Source organism: Amycolatopsis saalfeldensis (assembly GCF_900110575.1).
Lineage (GTDB): Bacteria > Actinomycetota > Actinomycetes > Mycobacteriales > Pseudonocardiaceae > Amycolatopsis > Amycolatopsis saalfeldensis.
Genome location: NZ_FOEF01000008.1, coordinates 131,080 through 151,557, shown reverse-complemented (window position 1 = coordinate 151,557; position 20,478 = coordinate 131,080). Strand labels below are relative to the sequence as shown.

21 protein-coding genes are annotated in these 20,478 nt (G+C 72.1%); 4 read left to right on the top strand and 17 right to left on the bottom strand.

Annotation, left to right across the window (positions count from 1 at the left end; all coding sequences use genetic code 11):
- Positions 1-61: 61 nt before the first annotated feature.
- The 5 genes from hemB to BMY97_RS19860 all read right to left on the bottom strand — a co-directional run bounded on the left by hemB (position 62) and on the right by BMY97_RS19860 (position 5,825).
- Entirely contained in the window at positions 62-1,033 is a 972-nt protein-coding gene (hemB, locus tag BMY97_RS19880; protein ID WP_091618589.1) for a porphobilinogen synthase, read from the bottom strand.
- A gap of 100 nt (positions 1,034-1,133) precedes the next feature.
- The gene (locus tag BMY97_RS19875) at positions 1,134-2,666 is read right to left on the bottom strand and encodes a bifunctional uroporphyrinogen-III C-methyltransferase/uroporphyrinogen-III synthase (protein ID WP_091618367.1); all 1,533 of its coding nucleotides are present in this window, start codon (positions 2,664-2,666) and stop codon (positions 1,134-1,136) included.
- Positions 2,667-2,751: 85 nt separating this feature from the next.
- Positions 2,752-3,699 carry a hydroxymethylbilane synthase gene (gene hemC / locus BMY97_RS19870; protein WP_177231446.1) on the bottom strand — a complete coding sequence of 316 codons (948 nt, stop codon included), beginning with the start codon at positions 3,697-3,699 and terminating at the stop codon, positions 2,752-2,754.
- 3 nt (positions 3,700-3,702) lie between these two features.
- Positions 3,703-5,016, bottom strand: coding sequence for a glutamyl-tRNA reductase (locus tag BMY97_RS19865; protein ID WP_091618366.1), 1,314 nt, complete (start codon positions 5,014-5,016; stop codon positions 3,703-3,705).
- A complete protein-coding gene (locus BMY97_RS19860; RefSeq protein WP_091618365.1) occupies positions 5,016-5,825 on the bottom strand; it encodes a redox-sensing transcriptional repressor Rex in 810 nt (269 codons plus the stop codon). The genes BMY97_RS19865 and BMY97_RS19860 overlap by 1 nt, the downstream gene beginning before the upstream one ends.
- Positions 5,826-6,548: 723 nt before the next feature.
- Between BMY97_RS19860 and BMY97_RS19855 the strand changes: the two genes are divergently transcribed.
- Complete coding sequence (locus BMY97_RS19855; protein ID WP_091618364.1) at positions 6,549-7,178, top strand: hypothetical protein; 630 nt, start codon at positions 6,549-6,551, stop codon at positions 7,176-7,178.
- Here the strand turns inward: BMY97_RS19855 and BMY97_RS19850 are convergent.
- From BMY97_RS19850 to BMY97_RS19840, 3 genes are all read right to left on the bottom strand, one after another.
- Entirely contained in the window at positions 7,165-8,742 is a 1,578-nt protein-coding gene (locus tag BMY97_RS19850) for a molybdopterin-dependent oxidoreductase (protein ID WP_177231445.1), read from the bottom strand. The two genes, BMY97_RS19855 and BMY97_RS19850, sit on opposite strands and share 14 nt — an antisense overlap.
- Positions 8,743-8,811: 69 nt before the next feature.
- On the bottom strand, positions 8,812-9,027 hold the full coding sequence (locus BMY97_RS19845) for a glutaredoxin family protein (RefSeq protein WP_091618363.1): 216 nt from the start codon (positions 9,025-9,027) through the stop codon (positions 8,812-8,814).
- 34 nt (positions 9,028-9,061) lie between these two features.
- Positions 9,062-10,555 (bottom strand): AMP-binding protein, encoded by a 1,494-nt coding sequence (locus BMY97_RS19840; protein ID WP_091618362.1) that lies wholly within the window; start codon positions 10,553-10,555, stop codon positions 9,062-9,064.
- A 313-nt stretch (positions 10,556-10,868) separates the two neighbouring features.
- Between BMY97_RS19840 and BMY97_RS19835 the strand changes: the two genes are divergently transcribed.
- A complete protein-coding gene (locus BMY97_RS19835) occupies positions 10,869-11,564 on the top strand; it encodes a sigma-70 family RNA polymerase sigma factor (protein WP_091618361.1) in 696 nt (231 codons plus the stop codon).
- 103 nt (positions 11,565-11,667) lie between these two features.
- The gene (locus BMY97_RS19830; RefSeq protein WP_091618360.1) at positions 11,668-12,747 is read left to right on the top strand and encodes a DUF5667 domain-containing protein; all 1,080 of its coding nucleotides are present in this window, start codon (positions 11,668-11,670) and stop codon (positions 12,745-12,747) included.
- Positions 12,748-12,783: 36 nt separating this feature from the next.
- Here the strand turns inward: BMY97_RS19830 and BMY97_RS19825 are convergent, their stop codons facing one another.
- Positions 12,784-13,329 carry a DinB family protein gene (locus tag BMY97_RS19825; RefSeq protein ID WP_281246915.1) on the bottom strand — a complete coding sequence of 182 codons (546 nt, stop codon included), beginning with the start codon at positions 13,327-13,329 and terminating at the stop codon, positions 12,784-12,786.
- 130 nt (positions 13,330-13,459) lie between these two features.
- Here BMY97_RS19825 and BMY97_RS19820 point away from each other — a divergent pair, with 130 nt between their 5' ends.
- On the top strand, positions 13,460-14,353 hold the full coding sequence (locus tag BMY97_RS19820) for an HAD family hydrolase (protein ID WP_177231444.1): 894 nt from the start codon (positions 13,460-13,462) through the stop codon (positions 14,351-14,353).
- Between the two features lie 7 nt (positions 14,354-14,360).
- On the opposite strand, the gene BMY97_RS19815 is transcribed toward BMY97_RS19820, so the two are convergent.
- From BMY97_RS19815 to BMY97_RS19780, 8 genes are all read right to left on the bottom strand, one after another.
- Positions 14,361-14,705, bottom strand: a complete 345-nt coding sequence (locus tag BMY97_RS19815) for a hypothetical protein (protein WP_091618358.1) — start codon at positions 14,703-14,705, stop codon at positions 14,361-14,363.
- A 21-nt stretch (positions 14,706-14,726) separates the two neighbouring features.
- Positions 14,727-15,761, bottom strand: coding sequence for a lysophospholipid acyltransferase family protein (locus tag BMY97_RS19810; protein WP_091618357.1), 1,035 nt, complete (start codon positions 15,759-15,761; stop codon positions 14,727-14,729).
- Positions 15,758-16,804 carry an NAD-dependent epimerase/dehydratase family protein gene (locus BMY97_RS19805; protein ID WP_091618356.1) on the bottom strand — a complete coding sequence of 349 codons (1,047 nt, stop codon included), beginning with the start codon at positions 16,802-16,804 and terminating at the stop codon, positions 15,758-15,760. Before BMY97_RS19805 ends, BMY97_RS19810 begins: the two co-directional genes overlap by 4 nt.
- Positions 16,805-17,065: 261 nt before the next feature.
- Complete coding sequence (locus BMY97_RS19800; RefSeq protein WP_007030867.1) at positions 17,066-17,167, bottom strand: 30S ribosomal protein bS22; 102 nt, start codon at positions 17,165-17,167, stop codon at positions 17,066-17,068.
- 156 nt (positions 17,168-17,323) lie between these two features.
- Positions 17,324-17,539: a helix-turn-helix domain-containing protein gene (locus BMY97_RS19795; protein WP_037353555.1), complete on the bottom strand. Its 216-nt coding sequence runs from the start codon at positions 17,537-17,539 to the stop codon at positions 17,324-17,326.
- Between the two features lie 209 nt (positions 17,540-17,748).
- Positions 17,749-18,564, bottom strand: a complete 816-nt coding sequence (proC, locus tag BMY97_RS19790) for a pyrroline-5-carboxylate reductase (protein WP_091618355.1) — start codon at positions 18,562-18,564, stop codon at positions 17,749-17,751.
- Between the two features lie 23 nt (positions 18,565-18,587).
- Complete coding sequence (locus BMY97_RS19785) at positions 18,588-19,418, bottom strand: thioesterase family protein (protein ID WP_091618354.1); 831 nt, start codon at positions 19,416-19,418, stop codon at positions 18,588-18,590.
- 171 nt (positions 19,419-19,589) lie between these two features.
- Complete coding sequence (locus BMY97_RS19780) at positions 19,590-20,405, bottom strand: sugar phosphate isomerase/epimerase family protein (protein ID WP_091618353.1); 816 nt, start codon at positions 20,403-20,405, stop codon at positions 19,590-19,592.
- Positions 20,406-20,478 lie beyond the last annotated feature (73 nt).

The window sequence follows — 20,478 nt, the reverse complement described above, 5'->3', positions numbered from 1 at the left end:
CGAGGACTCTAGCCCAGCCTGCGGCCCAGGTCAGCCGCCTGGTCCCGACTCGGCGAAGTGCTCAGTCGAGCCAGGCCGCGGCCTCGGCGGCCCAGTAGGTGAGGATCAGGTCGGCCCCCGCGCGGCGGATGGACGTGAGCACCTCGAGCACGGTCCGCTCGCGGTCCAGCCAGCCGTTCGCCGCGGCCGCCTCGACCATCGCGTACTCACCCGAGATGTTGTACGCCGCAACCGGAACCGGGGAGATGTCGGCCGCCGCCTTGATGACGTCCAAATAGGACAGAGCCGGCTTGACCATGACCATGTCCGCGCCCTCGGCGAGGTCCAGCTCGATCTCCCGCAGCGCCTCGCGCACATTGCCGGGGTCCTGCTGGTAGGTCTTGCGGTCGCCCTTGAGCTGGGAGTCGACGGCCTCGCGGAACGGGCCGTAGAACGCGCTCGCGAACTTCGCCGCGTACGCCAGGATCGCCGCCTCGCTGTGGCCGACCTCGTCGAGGGCCCGGCGGATGACGCCGACCTGGCCGTCCATCATCCCGCTGGGCCCGAGCACGTGCGCGCCCGCTTCCACCTGTGCCACGGCCATCTCGGCGTACAGGCGCAGGGTCGCGTCGTTGTCCACGTCGCCGTCCGCGTCGAGCACACCGCAGTGGCCGTGGTCGGTGAACTCGTCGAGGCAGGTGTCGGCCATCAGGACGGTGGAGTCGCCGAGTTCGCTCCGCAGGTCGCGCAGCGCGACGTTGAGGATGCCGTTCTCGTCGATGGCGCCCGAGCCCTCGGCGTCGCGCTTCGCGGGGATGCCGAACAGCATGAGCCCGCCGACGCCCGCGTTGACGGCGTCGACCGCTGCCTTCCGCAGCGTGTCCCGGGTGTGCTGCACCACGCCGGGCATGCTCGAAATCGGCCGCGGCGCGTCGAGGCCCTCGGCCACGAACATGGGGAGGATCAGCTGACGCGGGCGAAGCGTCGTTTCACCGACCAGCCTGCGCATGGCCGGCGTGGTACGGAGCCTGCGGGGTCGATGCTCGGGGAACACCCCGTCCACGGTACTCCGGCAGCTGGACGCGCTTTTCCCGCGCCCCGAACGCGTCGAAGGCCCTTCCCCGACCGGGAAAGGGCCTTCGACACAAGACGCGTCAGCTGCGGCGGGCGCGCTTCGCCTTGCGCGGCGGCGGCAGGGCGCCTTCCGCGCGGAGCCGGGCGGCGTGCTCGGCCAGTGCGTCGACCAGGTGGGGGACGTCGGCCTTCTCCGGCTGGACGTCGACCCGCAGCCCGAACTCCACGGCGGTTTCCGCGGTCTTCGGGCCGATGCACGCGACCAGCGTGCGGGTGTGCGGCTTGCCGGCGATGCCGACGAGGTTCCGCACGGTCGAGGACGAGGTGAAGCAGACCGCGTCGAAACCGCCGGTCTTGATCATCTCGCGGGTCTCGGCCGGCGGCGGAGCGGCGCGGACGGTCCGGTACGCCGTCACGTCGTCGATCTCCCAGCCGCGGTCGCGCAGGCCGGCTGAAAGGGTCTCGGTGGCGATGTCGGCGCGAGGCAGCAGCACGCGGTCGACCGGGTCGAGCACGTCGTCGTACGGCGGGAACTCGGCCAGCAGGCCTTCCGAAGACTGCTCGCCCTCGGGCACCAGCTCGGGGATGATGCCGAACGAGCGCACCTTCTCCGCCGTCGACTGGCCGACGCAGGCGATCTTCACGCCCGAGAAGGCCCGCGCGTCGAGGCCGAACTCCTCGAACTTCTCCCACACCGCGCGCACCGCGTTGGTGGAGGTGAACACGATCCACTGGTAACGGCCGTCGACGAGGCCCTTCACCGAGCGCTCCATCTGCGCCGGGCTACGCGGCGGCTCGACGGAGATCGTGGGCACCTCGTGCGAGGTCGCGCCGTGGCCGCGCAGGCGCTCGGCCATCTCGCCGGCCTGCTCCTTGGTGCGCGGCACCAGCACCTTCCAGCCGTACAGCGCGCGCGACTCCCACCAGGAGAGCTTCGAGCGATGCCCGGCGGCCTGGCCGACGGTGACGATCAGCGGGCCGACCAGCTCGCCGGCGTCGTTCGCGAGCGAGCTCAGCGTGGTGTCCAGCGTGCGCTGGGTGTTGATGGTGCCGTTCGCGGTGACGGCGACCGGGGTGCTGGGGGCCAGCCCCTTCTCGGTCAGCCGGCTGGCGGCCTCGGCGAGGTGCTGCGAAGTCGCGTGCAGCACGAGCGGGCCGGGGACGACGGCGAGCGCGCCCCAGTCGACGTCGCCGCGGACGTCGACCTCGGTGTGCGTGCCACCGAGCGCCACCCCGGCGTACGCGGGGACTGCGGCACCGGGCGAAACACCGGGCACGACGTCGAACACGGCGGAGGTGCGGGCCACGGCCTGCACCTCGGCCACGACGGCGGCGCTGGTCAGCGGGTCGCCGGCGACCAGGCGCAGCGCGAGCCGGCCGGCCTTGGCCTCGGCGGTCAGGTCCTTGGCGACGTCGGCGGGCTCGCCGACGGCGGGCCGTACCTCGGCGCCGGGCGCGGCGAGCGCGAGCACGCCGGCCGGCACGTCGGGGTCGGTCACCACGACCTCGGCCTTGGCGAGCAGCTCCTGGGCGCGGACGGTGAGCAGTCCGGCGTCACCGGGGCCCGAGCCCACGAAGGCGACACGCCCTGTGGTCTTGCGAGCGGGGGTCATCTCTGGCGTTCTCCTCTTGAGCGGCCGGGGTGCGTCATTGGCCGCAGGTGTGTGGTGCTGGTCGTTCGGGTCGGTGACGCTGGCGTCACTGGGCGGGGCCGGACAGGGCACCGGCTCCCAGGTCGAGCAGCTCGGCGGCCAGTGTCCGGCCCAGCTGCTCGGCTTCGCTGCGGTCGGCGAGTGCGATGGCCCGCACCATGTCGACCGCACCGTTCTCGCCCTCGGCGGCCGCGGTGCCGCGCAGCGAGATGCGTTCCACGACCGCGCCCTCGGCGTCGAAGTCCTCGACGATCTCGGCGAGCGCGCCGATCGGCGAGCTGCACCCCGCCTCGAGCGCGGCCATCATGGCCCGTTCGGCCGTCACCGCGGCCCGCGTGCCCTCGTCGTCCAAAGTGGACGCGAGCAGGTGCTCCACGTCCACGTCGGCGGCCCGGCACTCCAGCGCCAGCGCCCCCTGCGCGGGGGCGGGCAGCATCTGGATCGGGTCGAGGGTCTCGGTGATCTCCCCGTCCCGGCCGATCCGGGCCAGTCCGGCACGCGCGAGCACCACGGCGTCGAGCACTCCGTCGGCGACCTTGCGCATGCGGGTGTCGATATTGCCTCGGATCGGCACGATTTCCAAACCGAGGCCCAGCGCGCGCAGCTGAGCGGTGCGCCGAAGCGAGCCCGTGCCCACCGTCGAGCCCGGCGGAAGCTCGCCCAGAGTGAGGCCGTCACGCGCGATCAACGCGTCGCGCGGGTCGGCGCGCGGCGGGATGGCGGCGACCACGAGACCGGGCTCCGGCGTCGTCGGCAAGTCCTTCAAGGAGTGCACGATGAGGTCGATCTCCTTGCGCTGCAAGGCTTCCCGCAGCGAGGAGGTGAACACGCCCACGCCGATCTGCGGGATCGGCTTGTCGGAGCGGTCCCCCGGGGTGGTGATGGGGACGATCTCGACCTCGACGCCGGTGGCGCGCAGCGCGTCGGCGATGGTCCCGGTCTGCGCGAGGGCGAGCTTGCTGCCCCGCGTGCCGATGCGAATGACTCTGCTCACGTACTACTTCTTCTCGTTCTCTGGCGGCGCGGTGGGACTCGCCATGGCCGCGGGGGCCTGCGGGTCGAGACAGAACAGCTCACGCAGCGCGTTGGCGTAGTCGGTATCGGCCGTCTCGGCGGCCAGCTGCTTGACCCGCACGGTCGGTGCGTGCAGCAGCTTGTCGACCACCCGGCGCACCGTGCGGCCGACCTCTTCGCGAACCTGGCCGTCGAGCTCCGGCAGCCGGTTGTCCAGGCGGAGCAGCTCCGCGTCCACCACCTCGGCCGCGCGGCGGCGCAGCGCGGTGACGGTGGGGGTGACCTCGGCCCGACGCTGGCCGGCGAGGTACTCGCGCACCTCGTCCAGCACGATGCCGTCGGCCTTGGCCTTCTGCCGTTCGGTGGTCGGCGCGCCGGCCTCGCGCATGCGGCGCTGAATCGTCTCCAGGTCGACGACGGTGACGTCGGCCAGGTGGGCGACCTCGACGTCGACGTCCTTCGGCATGCCGAGGTCGCAGACCACCAGCGCGCGGCCCGCGCGGGCGGGCACGTGCTCGGGGGTGAAGACGGCGTTCTGCGCGCCGGTGCAGCACACGACGACGTCGGCCTCGGCGACCGCCGCGGCCACGCCCGACAGCGGCACCGACTGCGCGGGCACGCCCTGCTCGGTGACCTTCGCGGCGAGCCGCACGGCGTTCGCCTCGGTGCGGTTGGCCACGGTGATCCGGCCGATGCCCGCCTTGCGCAGGTGCGAAGCGGTGAGGGCGCCCATGGAGCCCGCGCCCACGATCAGCGCGTGCTTCCCGGCCAGCTCACCCGCGGCGGCCAGCGCCTCGGACACGACGGACGCGCCCAGCTTGTCCAGCCCGGTCTCGGAGTGCACCCGCTTGCCGACGCGCAGCGTGGTCTGGATCAGCTCGTGCAGCGTGCGGCCGACGGTGCCGGCCTCACGCGCGGTGGCGTACGCCGCGCGGACCTGGCCGAGGATCTGCGTCTCGCCGACCACCATCGAGTCCAGGCCCGAGGTGACGGAGAAGAGGTGCTCCACAGCCGCGCCCGCGTAATGCACGTACAGGCTGTCGTACAGCTCCGCGGGCTCCATGCCGGCCTGGCGGGCGAGCACGTCGGACACGTCGTTGACGCCGCCGTGGAAGGTCTCGACCACCGCGTAGACCTCGATGCGGTTGCACGTGGACACCAGCATCGCTTCGCTGACGTGCTCGGCCTGTTGCAGGTCGTGCAGCAGCTTCACCAGCTCGCCGGCGGGCACGGCGGCCCGCTCGAGCGTGCTCAGCTCCGCGCTGCGATGGGAAAGCCCGACCGCCAACACGCTCATCAGCGCACCACCATTCCGCGACCGCCGTCAGTCCCGGCGCCTTTGTGTCCGTTGCCGTTGCCGTTGCCGTTGCCATTGTCGACCGGCAGCGCGGTGCCGGGTAACCCGGGTTTTCCCTGGTTTTCCAGCGCGGCCTCGGCGATGTCGGCCCGGCGGGCCACGTGGAAGGAGAGGATCTGCAACTCCACCGCGAGGTCGACCTTGCGGACCTCGATGTACGAGGGCACCTGGAGCACCACCGGCGCGAAGTTGAGGATGCACTGCACCCCGCCCGCCACCAGCCGGTCGCACACCGACTGCGCGGCGGTCGGCGGGGTGGCGATGATGCCGATCGAGATCTGGCGCTCGGCGCAGACCCGCGGGATGTCCTCGAGGTGCGAGACCGGCAGGCCCCCTACGGGTACGCCGATCAGGTCCGGGTCGAGGTCGAACAGCGCCTCGACGGGGAAGCCCCGGCCGGGGAAGCCGCCGTAGTTGGCCAGCGCGTGGCCCAGGTTGCCGATGCCGACCACGGCGACCTTGTGCTGACGGGTCAGGCCGAGGATCCGCTCGATCTGGCTGACCAGCACCTGCACCTCGTAGCCGACGCCGCGGGTGCCGTACGAGCCGAGGTAGGAGAGGTCTTTGCGCAGCTTCGCCGAGTTGACCCCGGCGGCCGCGGACAGTTCTTCGCTGGAGACGGTGGTCAGCCCCTGCTCCGCCATCCCGGACAGCACCCGGAGGTAAACGGCGAGCCGCGCCACGGCGGCCTCGGGGATCGACTTCGCGCGGACCACGGTGTCCTCGCCCTCGGCGGGCACGGCGGGCATCTCGGCGGTCGGGGCGTTGTCGGCGTCGGGGGCACGCCCGTTGCGGGCGGCCCCGCCGCGGGCCGCGGCCCGGCGGGTGCCGGTGCGGCGAGCGCCCTCGGCGGCGGGGCGGCCGGTTCCGTTCCCCGTCGCGGCGCGACTGGCGGCGCCGTTCCCGGCTGCGGCACGAGCGCCGGTCCCGTTCCCGGCAGCGCGGCCACTGGTCCCGTTGCCGGTTTTGGCATGTGCGCCAGCGGATCCTTCGGCGGCAGCGCGCCCATTGCCGTTACCGGCAGGCGTACCGGCCTCGTCCGCGGCTCCGGCGGTTTCACCGCGGCGGGGAGCCCTGCGGGGCGGGGTGGCTGCCGGATCGGCATCGCCGCGCCGTCCCCGCTCTGTCACCACGCTGGCCACTCCTCGTCGGCTGCTCTGCACATCTCTTCGGGCACCGGCCCACGGCCCGTACGAACAAACTCTTGACCCCACGGCTCACGTCCGGTTCGATGTCCGGGCCACGCGGGGGCGATGTCCCTACGGTAGTCCACTTGTGAACGCACGCACAAAGTCACTGGTCACCGACATGACGAGGGGCACATTCCCCGCGTCGAGCGGTCGGTGCAGCGGGTGTCGCGAATGCCCAGGGCGTCCGATCAGGTGACACGACACAGGTAGCGGCCGACCGGCGGGGGCGGGCCAGGCAAGATCGTCCGGGCCCTGCCCACTTCCCGGAGGTATTCGCGCCCCATGGCCACCCACTGGATCTGGTACGTGCTCGGACCGCTGCTCGTCGGCGGTTACGCGCTCTGGTACGTGCGCCGCTACCAGCGGAACAAGGCGTCGTTCGAGGCGTTCGCGACCCAGCGCGGGTGGTTCTACACCGAGCGGGACCTCGAGTTGCTGGGCCACTGCCACGGGGAGCCGTTCCACCTGGTCCAGACCCGGCCGCGGACCTGGCACGCCATCGAGGGGCAGCGGGGCAACCTCCACGTCCTGTCGTTCGAGTACAGCTGGGTCTTCCGGCGCTCGAGCAGCCAGGCACGGCGGAAGTTCAGGCAGGTGACCGGCATCCGGCTGCCGTTCCCCGCGCTGAACTTCTACGCCGAGCCGCGCGGGCTGATCGGCCAGTTCGCCCGCAACGCCGGCTTCAAGCTCGCCGGCACCGGCAACGAGGGCTTCGACCAGCAGTGGGTCACGCGCGGGCCGGTGAGCCCCGCGATGCAGCAGTGGCTGGCCCACCACGGCCGTCCGGTCCGGGTGCGCGACGGCATCCTCGAGACCTGGGACGACGGCCGGTTCGACCCGCAGCGCATCGACCCGGCGCTCGCCGGCCTCGAACAGCTGGTGCCGCTGCTGGCCGGGGTCAGTGGGCGTTGAGCGAGACCGAATGCCAGCCGGACGCGCCGTTCGGCACCGGGTCCGCGATCTGGTCGGTCTGGGTGTAGCCCGACTGGTCGGTCGCGCGGACGGTCACCGAGTGCGTGCCCGAGGGCACGTCCACCTCGGCCCACCACATCCGCCAGGTGTCCTTGTTCACCTGGGCGGACAGCATCGCCTGCTGCCACGGACCCTGGTCGACACGCACTTCGACCTTGGCGATGCCGATGTGCTGCGCCCACGCCGTGCCCGCGACCCGGACCTTGCCCGCGGTCACCGAGGCGAAGCCGCTGGGCGTGTCGATCCGGGACTCCGTCTTGATCGGCGCCTGCTCGGCCCAGCCGCGCTCCAGCCAGTACGACTGGCGTGAGTCCCACTTCGCGAACTCCAGGTCGGTGACCCATTTCGTCGCGGAGACGTAGCCGTACAGGCCGGGAATGACCACTCGCGCCGGGAAACCGTGCTCGACGGGCAGCGGCTCGCCGTTCATGCCGATGGCCAGCATGGCGCCGCGCTTCGGGTCGAGGGCGACGTTCGCGGGCGTGCTGCAGGTGAAGCCGTCCACGCTGGTCGCGTACATCTGCTCCGCGCCCTGGCGCACCCCCGCCCGGTCGAGCAGGTCGACCAGGTCGACGCCGATGAACTTGGCCGTCGAGATCAGGTCGCCGCCCACCTCGTTGGACACGCAGGTCATCGTGATCTCGCGCTCCACCAGCGGGCGCGTGCGGATGTCGGCGTAGGAGAGCGTGACCTCGCGGTCGACCAGCCCGTGGATCTTCAGGCTCCAGTCCTCGGTGCGCACCTGTGGCACCACGAACGCCGTGTCGATCCGGTAGAAGTCCGCGTTCGGCGTGATGAACGGCGGTGAGCCGAGCTTCTGGAAGTCCGCGTCCGCCGGGAGCGGCGGGGCCTTTCGCGACGGGATCAGCGGGCCGACCGCGGCGCGTGAAGCCTCGGCGTCGCCCGCGCCCGAGATGACCTGCCCCGCGATGGCGGCGACCCCCGCGCCCGCGGCGACGCCCGCGCCGCGCACCAGCACCTGCCGACGGGTCGGCCCTTCCGGCGCCCGCGACTCGTCGAACGCCGGCGGCAGCGCGTACCGGTGCAGCCAGCCGAACACCAGCAGCGAGGCGACCAGCGCCACGACCGGGGCCAGCAGCGCGAGCTGCCCGACGTCCGTGCGCTCGTAGACCGCGGCGACCCCGGCGATGCCGAGCAGCCCGACGAGCACCTGCCCGGCCAGCGGCTTGCGCCGTGACAGCTGGCCCGCGAGCACCGCGAACAACACCAGCACCACGGCCAGGCCGATCTTCAGGACGGTTTTGTCCGCCGTCCCCAGCGTCTGCTCCGCCCACACCACCACGGGGTGCGGGCTGTGCGCGATGACGAAGTCCGCGACCGCCACGAAGGGCGACGCGTTGTAGCCGACGAAACCGGCGATGAGATGCCCGACGCCCAACGCCGTGACGAGGGCGGCCAGCCCGATCAACGTGGCCACCGGCAACGACAGCCGTCGCCGCTCGGGTGGTTTCACCGGGGCCGGGATTTCCTTCAACGCGCTCACTCCACCATCTTCGGCAGGGTCGCGGTGTCCATGTGGCCCCGAACTCTTACGACTTGGTTACCGCACCGCTCAGGCGAGCGCCTGCCGCAGCCGGCCTTCCTCGACGCGCCAGTAACCGTGCTCGGCGCCGTCGACCAGGATCACCGGCACCTGGTCGCCGTACTCGGCCCGCCACTCCGGGTCGCTGTCGACGTCCGCGGTCTCCCACGCCACGCCCAGCTCGCCGCAGATGCGCTCGACGTCCGCCTCCGCCACCTCGCACAGGTGGCAGCCGGCGCGGGTCATTACGGTCACCTGGTGCACAACCCGAGTCTAGGACTCAGCGGAGCTTGATCCGCCGCAGCTTCCCGGTGGCCGAGTGCGGCAGCGTCTCGGCGAACTCCACCGAGTGCGGCACCTTGTACCCGGCCAGGTGCGCCACGCACTGGTCCACCACCTGCTGCTCGGACAGCGACGCGCCCGGCGCCGGCACCACCACGGCCTTCACCGCCTCGCCGCTGCGCTCGTCGACGACGCCGACCACGGCGACCTCCGCCACCTCGGGCAGCAGCGAGACCACCTCCTCGACCTCGTGTGGGAAGACGTTGAAGCCGTTGACGATGATCAGGTCGTTGGCGCGGTCGACCAGGTGCAGGTCGCCGTCGGAGTCGAGGTAGCCGACGTCGCCGGTGCGGAACCAGCCCTCGGCGTCCGGGCCGTGGTGGCCGTCGGGCCAGTAGCCGGAGAACAGGTTCGCGCCGCGGACCGACACCAGCCCGGTCTCGCCGGTCACTTCGAACACGTCGGCGGCGTCTTCCGGGTCGAGCGGGACTTCGGCGGCCGTGCCGTCGCTGTCGACCAGCCGCAGCTCGACGCCGGGCAGCGGGCGGCCGACCGAGCCGGGCTTCGGGTAGCCCGTGACCAGCGTCGAGGTGACCACGGGCGCGCACTCGGTGAGGCCGTAGCCCTCGTAGACGTCGAGCCCGGTCGCCTCGCGGATCGCGGTCAGCACCCTCGGGTGCAACGGCGCGGCGCCGGACGTCATCCGCCGCACGGTGGCGAGCCCGCGCTTCAGCTCGACCTGGCCCAGCGCGGCGAATTCGGTGTACATCGTGGGCACGCCGGCGATGGTCGTCACGCGGTGCGCGGCGCAGTCGTCCAGCGTCCGCTGCGGCTCGAACCGTTCGGACAGCACCAGGGTGGCGCCGACGGAGGTCGCGTGCAGCAGGCCGGGGCCGAGTCCGTACACGTGGAAGAGCGGGATGGTGACCAGCACCCGGTCGCCGTGCTCGAGCGCCCCCTCGACCTGCGCGAGCTGCTCCAGGTTGGCCAGCAGCGCGCGGTGCGAAAGCATCACGCCGCGCGGCGGCCCGGTGGTCCCCGAGGTGTAGGAGACGGCGGCGAGGTCCTCCCCCGCGCGCTCACGGCCGACCGGGTCGCCCGGAGCGGCACCGTGCGGCGTGAGACCGGTCACGCCGTCGGGCAGGTCGGCCTCGGCGTCACGTTGGACGGCGAGCCGCGCGCCGCAGTCCGCCAGCAATTGCCGCAGCTCCGGCTCGGGCGCCTGCGGCGAGACCGGCACGACGATCGCGCCCGCTCGCAGCACCGCGTACAGCGCCACCGCGAAATCCGCCGACGTCGGCAGCCGCACCGCGACCCGGTCACCCGGCTCGACACCGGCCTCGACCAGCCGCCGGGCCAGCGCGTGGACCGCCTCGTCGAGCTGCTGCCAGGTGAACGTGGCGCCGGTCCCCGTCTCGACGACGGCAAGCTCGCCGCCCCAGCGCTCAGCGGCCGTTGCGAGCAGCTGCGCGACCCCGCTCTGGTTGGTCACCCGTGACCCCTCTCGTGCCGTTGCTCTTTTGTCATCTTGTCACCCGTAATGGGGACGCGGCGCGATCGTCGCACCTCCAGTGACCCGGGACCTCTACCTACTTCGCGGTAACTACACGTATGCTGCTCTGCGTCGCCGGGTGGCGTTGATCACTGCCGGGTGACGCGAGAGAGGGAGTCGTCGTGACGAACTTGCTGGTCCACGAGGTCGTGGCACACGCGAGGCGGCACGCCCCTGCTCGCTCGGGGTTCGGGGGTCGTGCTCACCCGGCCGGTTCGCCACGGGCCGCCGGGACCGCCGGAGGTGCCGCCCGATGACGTTGCCGACCACCGCCCCGCGCGGACCCGCCGTGATGTTCACCGAACGGGTGTTCGGCCGCCCGCCCGCCGTCCCGCTGACCCGCCCGGCGGCCGAGCCGGACCCGGCCGAGGCCGCCAAAGCCGAGGCCTGGGACCTGGTGCGCGCGGCCCAGGAGGGCGACTCGTCCGCGTTCGGCAACCTCTACGACCGGTACGTCGACGTCGTCTACCGCTACGCGCTGTTCCGCCTCGGCGACCGCGACCTGGCCGAGGACGTCACCAGCGAGACCTTCCTGCGCGCGCTGCGGCGGATCACGTCGGTCAGCTACCAGGGCCGTGACGTCGGCGCCTGGTTCGTCACGATCGCCCGCAACCTGATCCTCGACCACGTGAAGTCCAGCCGGTTCCGGCTCGAGGTGGTGACCGGCGAGGTGACCGAGCCGGGCGCGGTGGCGGGCGCGAGCGTCGGCCCCGCGGCCCAGGCCGGCCCGGAACAGCAGGCCATCGCGGGCGCCACGCGCACCGAACTGCTGCGTTGCGTCGCCGAGCTGGGCGAGGACCAGCGCGAGTGCATCGTGCTGCGGTTCCTGCAGGGACTGTCGGTGGCGGAGACGGCCAAGGTGATGCACCGCAACGAGGGCGCGATCAAGGCCCTGCAACACCGCGCGGTCCGCCGGCTGGCCCAACTTCTGCCATCCGGGTTGCGCTGACTTTTTTCAGACCCTGACGAAGCCGTAACTTTCGCCTCTTCTTAATCGTTTCTCCACGCAGACCGGCAGTCAGGGCCGGCCGTGTGGGAGACGGAGCAGCACCGTGGGCGTGCCCGGGCGATTTTCGCGGGAGCGGGTGGAGGTCGAGCGGTTCGACCGCGCGCTCGATCCGCCGCCGGGGCAGCCGGATGACGACTTCGCGGACGAGCTGGCCGTGGTCGCCGCGCTGCGCGAGCTGGGCCCGGCCGGCCGGCCCGACCCGGCGACACGCGAGCGCATCCGCGCGGAAATCGAGGGCAGGCTCGGCGAGCCCGTCGTCCGCCGGCGGTGGCGGCCGCGGATGGCCGACCTCGCCGCCGCGGGCATCGCGCTGGTGCTGGGCCTCGTCGGTCTGACGCTGCTGCTTTCGAAGAACGCCGTGCCGGGCGAGACGCTGTACGACGTCAAGCGGGCCGGCGAAGCGACGTCGCTCGCCTTCACCTTCGGCGCCGAGGCCAAGGCCCAGAAGCACCTGGAGTTCGCGGCCGACCGGGTGGCCGAGCTGGGCCGGATGACCGACGCCTCCCCGTCGGCCTACCGCACCGCGCTCGACGACTTCGGCACCGACGTCCGCGCCGGCGTCACCCAGCTCACCGCGCTCGCCACGAGCGGCAGCGACCACGGTCAGCTCACGGGCCTGAAGGCGTGGGCCCACGATCAGTCGAACCTGCTGGCCGCCGAGGAGTCGCGCGTCCCGGCCGCCGCGGCCCTGGACCTGAGCGGCGCGCGCGGGTTGCTGACCCGCATCCAGGAACGCACGACGGCACTCGTTTCGCGGCTCGACTGCTACGAGATCACCACCGGCAGCTCCGACGAGCTGGGCCTGCTGCCCGCCAAGGGCGCGTGCACCCAGCAACAGCCGTCGCGGATCGGTGCCACCCCGTCCCCCGACCCGTCCTCGCCCCCGCCGCCGTCTTCGGAGACGGTGCCACCGACCACCTCGGCACCTCGGCAACCGGACCTGGCCATCCCGACCGCCCCGACGCCCACGCCGCCGCCGAGTGGCGGCACTCCACCGCCGGTGTACGCCCCACCAATCCCGACGCCAACCGCCCCACGCCTGCCGACCCCGCCCTCGCCGCCCCCACCGGTGCTCTCGTTCCCGCCGTTGCTCCCGGGCCTGCCCCCGATCGTGATCGGCTGAACGGCCCGGTCCACGTTCGGCAGCGTTTGAGACTGGTCAGCAGGCGGTGGCTGGGCCGGCTGCCTTGGCCACCCGCTCGATTTCCGCACGCCGGTTCTCCCGGAAGGCTGCGTCTCGCCCGCTCCGGTCGGGGCCCGGCCCGACCTCGGCGTCCAGCTGTTCGCGCAGGATGTCCGCGTGCCCGGCGTGCCGGTTGGTCTCCGTGAGCAGGTGGACCAGGACGTTGAACAGCATCACGTCCGGACGTGGCCACCAGGGCACGTAGCCGGGCGAGTCGACGGCGAGAGCGACGATTGTCGCGTCGGAGTGCTCCCAGACACGCCGGTAGCGGCCGGTGATCTCCTCGCGTGTTTCGTGCTCGGCCGCCCACATGTCGGCACCGCGCTGCTCGAGGTCGTCCCACCGGGGAACGTGCTCGGGGAACGGTCGGCCGAAGACCTCGCCGAAGTACCGGGACTCCCACACCGACAGGTGCTTGACCAGCCCGAGGAGGTTGGTCCCGGTCGAGGTCAGCGGACGGCGGATGTCGTACTCGGACAGCCCGTCGAGCTTCCGGAGCATCGCCTCGCGGATCTCTCGCAGGCCCGCGCGTCAACCCCTGACCGAGGGCCTCGCCACACCTCGACCGGGTGAGTCGCCCGGTCGCTACCCTGTGCAGCAGGGCCCGGCCGTTTCCGGCCGCCGGGACGTGCGGCGAACGTGGAGGCGGTGCGTGTCAGCTTGGCGTGGCAAGGATAAGAGTCAGGAGCTGGAACGGCTCGCCACGATCGCGGGCGAGGCGTCGGCCGAGGCTGCCACCGCGACGGCCAACGCGGTGCCGCCGGTGCCGCCCGCCCCGCCGGACCTCACCGCGGCCGCGTTCTTCGACGTGGACAACACGATGATGATGGGCGCCTCGATCTTCTACTTCGCGCGCGGCCTCGCCGCCCGCAAGTTCTTCACCTCCTCCGATCTGGCCGGTTTCGTCTGGCAGCAGGTGAAGTTCCGCCTCGGCGGGCGGGAGAACAAGGAGGACATCAAGTCCCACCGCGAGCGCGCACTGTCCTTTGTGGCCGGTCGCACGGTGGAGGAGCTGACCACGATCAGCGAGGAGATCTACGACGAGCTGATGGCGGACAAGATCTGGTCCGGCACCCGCGCACTGGCCCAGATGCACATGGACGCCGGCCAGCGCGTCTGGCTCGTCACCGCCACCCCGATCGAGCTGGCGGCGATCATCTCGCGCCGCCTCGGCCTGACGGGCGCGCTCGGCACCGTCGCGGAGTCCAAGGACGGCGTCTACACCGGCCGCCTGGTGGGCGACATGCTGCACGGCCGCGCGAAGGCCCACGCAGTGCGCGCGCTCGCCTCACGCGAGGGCCTGAACCTCAAACGCTGCACGGCCTACTCCGACTCGCAGAACGACGTCCCGATGCTCTCGGTCGTCGGCACCGCCGTGGCGGTCAACCCGGACAGCGGCCTGCGCGACGTCGCCCGCGCCCGCGGCTGGGAAATCCGCGACTTCCGCACCGGGCGCAAGGCCGCGAAGATCGGCGTCCCGTCCGTGCTGGGCGCGGGCGCACTGGCCGGCGCGGTCGCCGCGGGAATGGCTTACCGGCGGCGCTGAGCCCGAGTCAGCCGGCCGCGATGGAGTAGGCGGCCACCGCGGGGACGCTGTAGATCAGGGCGCCCGCGAAAAGGCCTGCCCACGGCCCCCAGCCCCTCCGTGACGCCCAGCCCGCGATGGGCAAGGAGCCCACGATCGCCGTGGCCCAGCCGCTCAAGGGCAGCCAGAACACCGTGTTCTGACCGCTCGCGGTGCAGATGAAGCGGGTGTCGCCGCCGGAGCACCCATCACTCGCCATCACGCACACGGAGCCGAGACCCAGCGAGAACATCACGCCCAGCAAGGAAATCAGGGTCAGCGTCAGCGCGAAGCCGCGCCAACTCGGCGTCGTCGCGATCGGATCGTCCAGCACGTGCCCGGCAGGCAGTTCTACTCAGCCCCGGAACACGCTCTTGCGCCGGGAAAGCCGCCGGTACAACGTCTGCTGGATCGACTCCCGCACCTGGTCGGTGACGGTGAAGACCAGCATCGGGTCGTCGACGGCGTCCGGGCCGTACTCGTCGGTGCGGATGGGCTCGCCGAACTCGATGCTCCACTTCGTGGGCAGCGGGATGGCGCCCAGCGGGCCCAGCAGCGGGAAGAACGGCGTGACCGGGAAGTACGGCAGCCCGAGCAGGCGCGCGAGCAGCCGGATGTCGCCCAGTTTCGGGTAGGTCTCCTCGGCGCCGACGACCGACACCGGGATGATCGGCACGCCGGCGCGCATCGCCGCGGACACGAAGCCGCCGCGGCCGAAGCGCTGCAGCTTGTAGCGCGCGGAGAACGGCTTGCCGACGCCCTTGAAGCCCTCCGGCCAGACGCCCACCAGCTCGCCGCCGGTCAGCAGGCGCTCGGCGTCGGCGTTGCAGGCCAGCGTCTGGCCCGCCTTGCGCGCGAACGAGCCCACCAGCGGCAGCTTGAACACCAGGTCGGCGCCGAGGCCACGCAGGTGCCGCCCGCCCGTCTCGTCGTGCACGGCGACGGCGGTCATCAACGCGTCGAGCGGCAGCGTGCCGGAGTGGTTCGACACCAGCAGCGCGCCGCCGGTCTTCGGCAGGTTCTCGACGCCGTGCGTGTCGACGCGGAACCACTTCTCGTACAGCGCGCGCAGCGGCGGCAGCACGAGGGTGTCGGTCAGCTCCGCGTCGAAGCCGAATTCGTCCACGGAGTAGTCGCCGGTCAGCCGGTGGCGCAGGAAGTCCAACGCCGTCAGCAGGGCTTCCGGCAACGACTCCTCGGCCGCGGCGGCGGTCGAAGGCGCCGAGGGGAACGCCACCACGGGCGCGTCCACCTGGCCCGAAGCATCCTTCGGAGCAGCCTCGGGCTCGGCGGCCACCGGCTTCTCCCGGCCGGGACCGTGCAGGGGGATCACCTGTGCCTGGGCACCGTTCACGGTGTGCGCCTCACTCTCGGCCCTCGCGCGGCTCATCGGCTCGCCTGCCCGGTCGCGGCGGCCACCAGCACCCTGCCCGCCAGCCCGGCGAGCCTGCCGCCGTCGAGCACCGGGCGCAGGCCGCGGCCCGCGACGTAGTCGTCGAACGCCTCACGCGTGGTCCAGCGCGGCGTGTAACCGAACTCCTGCTTGAGTTTCCTGGTGTCCACCACCCGGCCGAAGTTCAGCAGCCGGACCTGGTCGGCGGAGAAGTCGACCACGCGGGCCCCGCGCAGGACCTTCCCCACCGACGGCACCACGGCGCTCGGCATGGGCAGCCCGACCCGGCCCGCCCGGCGGATCGCCTGCGACAACGTGAGCACCCCCTCCGACGCCACGTTGAACACGCCGGGATGGTCCTCCAGCGTTGCTTGCTCCAGCACCGTCAGCGCATCGGACGCGTGCAGCAGCTGCAGCCGCGCGTCGTAGCCGAAGACGGTGGGGATCACCGGCAGCGCGAAGTAGCGCGAGAGCACGGTGTCCACCTCGGGGCCGATGATGTTGGCGAACCGGCAGAGCGTGACCGTGATGTCGGGACGGCGCCGGGCCAGGCCGCGCACGTAGCCCTCCATCTCCACGGCATCCTTCGCGTAACCGCTGGACGAAGCCGGGATCAGCTCCGAATCCTCGGAGAAGACGGCCTGCGAGCGCGCCCCCGCGCCGTACACGGCCGCGCTGGACTTCACCACGAGCTTGCGCACCAGCGGCGAGCGCTGGCACGCGGCCAGCAGCCGCATGGTGCCGATGACGTTGACTTCCTTGACCGCCGCGCGACGGCTCGGGCCGGCCGGGTGCGCGGTGCACGAGGCGTGCACGACCGTGTCCACCTCGGCGGTGCTGATCACCTTGGCGATCAGCGGGTTCCGGATGTCGGCGCGGACGAACTCGGCGTGCCCCATGCGCTGCAGCACCGATTTGGCCGGCGGGGCGGTGTCGACGCCGATCACCCGCTCGAACCCGGGGTTGTTGCCGAGCCGGGCGAGCAGCTTTCCGCCCAGGTCGCCGGCGACCCCGGTGACGAGCACGATGTTCGACGGCATGAGACTCCCTGAGGGGCGGGGCGGAGCGTGGGGGCGGGCGATCACCCGGAGCGCGCGAACCTGCACTCACTGAAAGCATCGCGCGGACGCACCGGCCATGTTACCGGCCATGAGGGGTGCCCTGACCAGGTCTTACCTGGTATTAACGCCGTGGACCAGGAATGCGGCCCGCGCCTCACTCGAACGGGGGAAACGGCCCGCCAAATGGACGTGGCCCGTCCAGAAGCTGGACGGGCCACGACAGTCAATGGAGCGTAAGGCTCACTTACCGGCCTTACGACGCTGCACTCGCGTGCGGCGCAGAAGCTTGCGGTGCTTCTTCTTGGACATGCGCTTACGGCGCTTCTTGATCACAGAGCCCATGGGCGCTCCTTAGGTCGTCGTCGGTAACGCTGCCCGGCGCAGCGTCCAACGGGTGGAGCGCACAGGCACGAGCGGTTTACCAGGTTACCCGCGTGCCGACGCGGGCCGGTCGGCGGGCATGGCTGAGCTAGCTGCCAGCCAGTGCCCGGCGACCGATCAGCCCACGTCGAAGTAGGCGCCCTGCAGATACTCGTGCACTGCCTTCTCGGGCACCCGGAACGACTTCCCGACGCGAACGGCGGGCAGCTCACCCGAGTGCACCAAGCGGTAGACGGTCATCTTCGAGACCCGCATCAGCGTGGCCACTTCGGCGACGGTCAAAAACTGGACCTGCCCTACGGCGGGCAAATCCTCCTTCTTGTTCGGCGACATGTTTACCGCGTCCTTCGACACGTGTCGCGCCACGAGGCTTCCCCACCTGTGGTATCGACACGCACGTGCTCTTCACGAGAGTAGCGGGACAGGTGGGACCAGTGCGACGCCTGTCACCGGGATGGGCCCTCACCAGGGCGGTCTCAGGCAGCCCCGCTGGGGCATTCGGGCGATAGCTGCGGTAAATCCAGTTCGACCAGCCGACGGAGTCAGTGCTCGTCGTGAGCGCGGCCGAGTTCCTGGGACCGGTCGCGGGCCGCTTCGATCGCGTCGAGCAGGGCGGCGCGGACGCCGTGTTTCTCCAGTTCGCGGATGGCGTTGATGGTCGTGCCGGCGGGTGAGGTGACGGCCTCGCGCAGCAGTGCCGGGTGCTCGTCCGACTCGGCCAGCATCTTGGCCGCCCCGACGGCCGACTGGATGATCAGCTGGCCCGCCAGCGCCCGCGGCAGGCCGAGCAGGATGCCGGCGTCGATCATGGCCTCGACCAGGAAGAAGAAGTACGCGGGGCCGGAGCCGGACAGTGCCGTGACGGCGTCCTGCTGGCCCTCGGGCACCTCGACGACCTGGCCGACGTGCGCGAGCAGCTCCTTCACCACGGCCAGGTGCTCGGCCGTCGCGTGCCGGCCCGCGGAGATCGCGCTCATCGCCTCGCCGACCAGCATCGGTGTGTTCGGCATGACCCGGACCACCGGGACACCCTCGGCGAGGCGCCGCTCGTACAGCGACGTCGGCAGCCCCGCGCACAGCGAGACGACCAGCGACGACGGCCCGAGCAGCGGCGCCAGCACGTCCAGCACCGGGTCGATGTCCTGCGGCTTCACGGCGACCACCAGCACGTCGGCCTGCTTGGCGGCGTCGGCGACGGTGACCGACCGCAGCCCCGGGTACCGCTGGGTCAGCTCCTCGGCCCGCGCCGGGTAACGCTCCATGAAGAGCAGGTCCCCGGGCGCGTGGCCGCCGTGCAGCAGCCCCGACAGCAGGGCCTCCCCGATCTTTCCGGCTCCCAGCACCGCGATCACAGTCATGGCGCCAGCGTGCCAAACCGCCGTCAGGGCCCCGGGGCCGGGGCGAGGGCCAGCTGGCGCGTCTGGGCGACGAGCCGGCCCTGCGCGTCGACGACCGTCGCGTCGGAGTCGAACCAGGCCTCGTTCACCGAGCGGGATTCGACGACCACCCGCAGCCAGCCCGGCGCCGGGCGCGTGCGCACCAGCGCGGTGAGCTGGACCGTAGGCGCCCAGCCCAGCCGGCCGAGGTTCGCGACCACCGGCGGGTTGAGGTCGCCGGCCAGCAGGGCGAAGTAGACGTCCACGACGCCCTGGCGCGGCCGGGCCCACAGCCGCATCCGCGGTGGGTCGCCCGCGCGCCCGGCGAGGTGGCCCGCCGTCGCCGGGTCGATCCGGACCTCGCAGCTCTTGGACAGGTTGAACCGGCCTTCGGACGTCTCCGCCGTCAGCTGCAGCGCGCCGGACGGCGGTTCGGCCGGCATCTGCGGCAGATCCGACCACTCCGCGCGCCGCATCGGCAGCCGCCCGGTGGTCACGCGCGCCTCCACGCAGCTGCGGCCGCGCTGCTCCAGGCGGACGGCGACCACCGTCGCGCGGCGGCCGACCTTGCGGACCTCGGTGCGCAGCAGCACCGGCCCCAGCGCGGGCGCGTGCAGGAATTCGGCGCTCACCACCAGCGGTTCCGCCGTGGCCTCGTCCCGCTCGTGCAGGACGGCCGTGGCGGTCTTCGCCAGCAGGGCGACGAGGAAACCGCCGTGGGGATGGCTCGCGATCGACCATTCCGCGCGCAACGTCGTGGTGAACGTGCCGTCGCCGAGCGAGCGGATCGCGGTGGCGGTCTCGAACGCGGTCGTGGTGTCGTCGGCCGCGCTCACGGACGACCGGCCACTGCGGGGCAGCGCGCGGGGCCCGGCCCGCGCGTTCCGACGGCGGCGAAGTTCAACGATCGCAACGAGTTCACGGTCGGCACTTTACGTGTTCGCACCCTGGTCGAGCAGGCTCTCGGCCGTTGTCCGCCCGGACAGCCGATCTTGGTGACGGCCAGGTCACTGTCCAAGGTGCAGACGGGCAAAGAGCAGCGCCTCGGCCAGCGCGCGGGCCCGTTCGGCCGAACCGGTGGCGTGCCGGGTGTTGACCTCGAGCACGATCTGACCGCTGAAACCGTTGCTGACCAGCCGCTCCACCAGCTCCGCGCACGGCTGCCCGCCGTGGCCGGGGATCAGGTGCTCGTCCTTGGGCAGCCCGGTGCCGTCGGCGAGGTGGACGTGGGTGAGCCCGTCGCCCATCCGCTCGGCGAGCTCGAGCGCGTCCATGCCCGCGGCGGCGGTGTGGGAAAGATCAAGTGTGTAGTGCCGGAAGCCGACGTCGGTCGGGTCGATCGAGGGCCGGAACGCCGAAACCCGCGAGTTCTTCGAGCCGCCGGGCGGGCGCACCTTGAACATGTTCTCCACCGCGACCTCGATGCCGCTGGACTCCTCCAGCTCGTCCACGAGGTCGCCGAACGCGTCGCCGTAGCGGCGCTGCCACCGGAACGGCGGGTGCACGACCACGGTGCGCGCCCCGAGCTCCACGGCGGCGTCCACGGACCGGCGCAGCCGCACCACCGGGTCCGGCGACCACACCCGTTGCGTGATCAGCAACGACGGGGAGTGCACGGACAGCACGGGCACGCCGGTCCGGCGCGACCACCGCCGCACCGCGGCGACGTCCTGGCTGATCGGGTCGGCCCACACCATCACCTCGACGCCGTCGTAGCCGAGGTCGGCCGCGAGCTCGAAGCCCGCCCCGGCCCGCAACGGCCACACCGAGGCGGTGCTCAACCCCACCGGCACGGGTTTCTCGGCTGCGCTCACGCCGCCCATCCTGCCGTGTGCGCCGGGACGGCACTCCCCCGGCGGCACCGTTCCCGTTCCCCGGGGCCTTCGCCAGGGGACG

Coding starts and splice junctions, on each gene's coding strand:
- BMY97_RS19845 (WP_091618363.1), bottom strand. CDS start 9,027: ATGACCCGCGCCGGCTGCCACCTGTGCGAGGTGGCGGAGGCGGACGTC.
- BMY97_RS19875 (WP_091618367.1), bottom strand. CDS start 2,666: ATGACCCCCGCTCGCAAGACCACAGGGCGTGTCGCCTTCGTGGGCTCG.
- BMY97_RS19865 (WP_091618366.1), bottom strand. CDS start 5,016: ATGAGCGTGTTGGCGGTCGGGCTTTCCCATCGCAGCGCGGAGCTGAGC.
- BMY97_RS19835 (WP_091618361.1), top strand. CDS start 10,869: ATGACGTTGCCGACCACCGCCCCGCGCGGACCCGCCGTGATGTTCACC.
- BMY97_RS19800 (WP_007030867.1), bottom strand. CDS start 17,167: ATGGGCTCTGTGATCAAGAAGCGCCGTAAGCGCATGTCCAAGAAGAAG.
- BMY97_RS19805 (WP_091618356.1), bottom strand. CDS start 16,804: ATGCCGTCGAACATCGTGCTCGTCACCGGGGTCGCCGGCGACCTGGGC.
- BMY97_RS19780 (WP_091618353.1), bottom strand. CDS start 20,405: ATGGGCGGCGTGAGCGCAGCCGAGAAACCCGTGCCGGTGGGGTTGAGC.
- proC (WP_091618355.1), bottom strand. CDS start 18,564: ATGACTGTGATCGCGGTGCTGGGAGCCGGAAAGATCGGGGAGGCCCTG.
- BMY97_RS19795 (WP_037353555.1), bottom strand. CDS start 17,539: ATGTCGCCGAACAAGAAGGAGGATTTGCCCGCCGTAGGGCAGGTCCAG.
- BMY97_RS19855 (WP_091618364.1), top strand. CDS start 6,549: ATGGCCACCCACTGGATCTGGTACGTGCTCGGACCGCTGCTCGTCGGC.
- BMY97_RS19860 (WP_091618365.1), bottom strand. CDS start 5,825: ATGCCCGCCGTGCCCGCCGAGGGCGAGGACACCGTGGTCCGCGCGAAG.
- BMY97_RS19810 (WP_091618357.1), bottom strand. CDS start 15,761: ATGAGCCGCGCGAGGGCCGAGAGTGAGGCGCACACCGTGAACGGTGCC.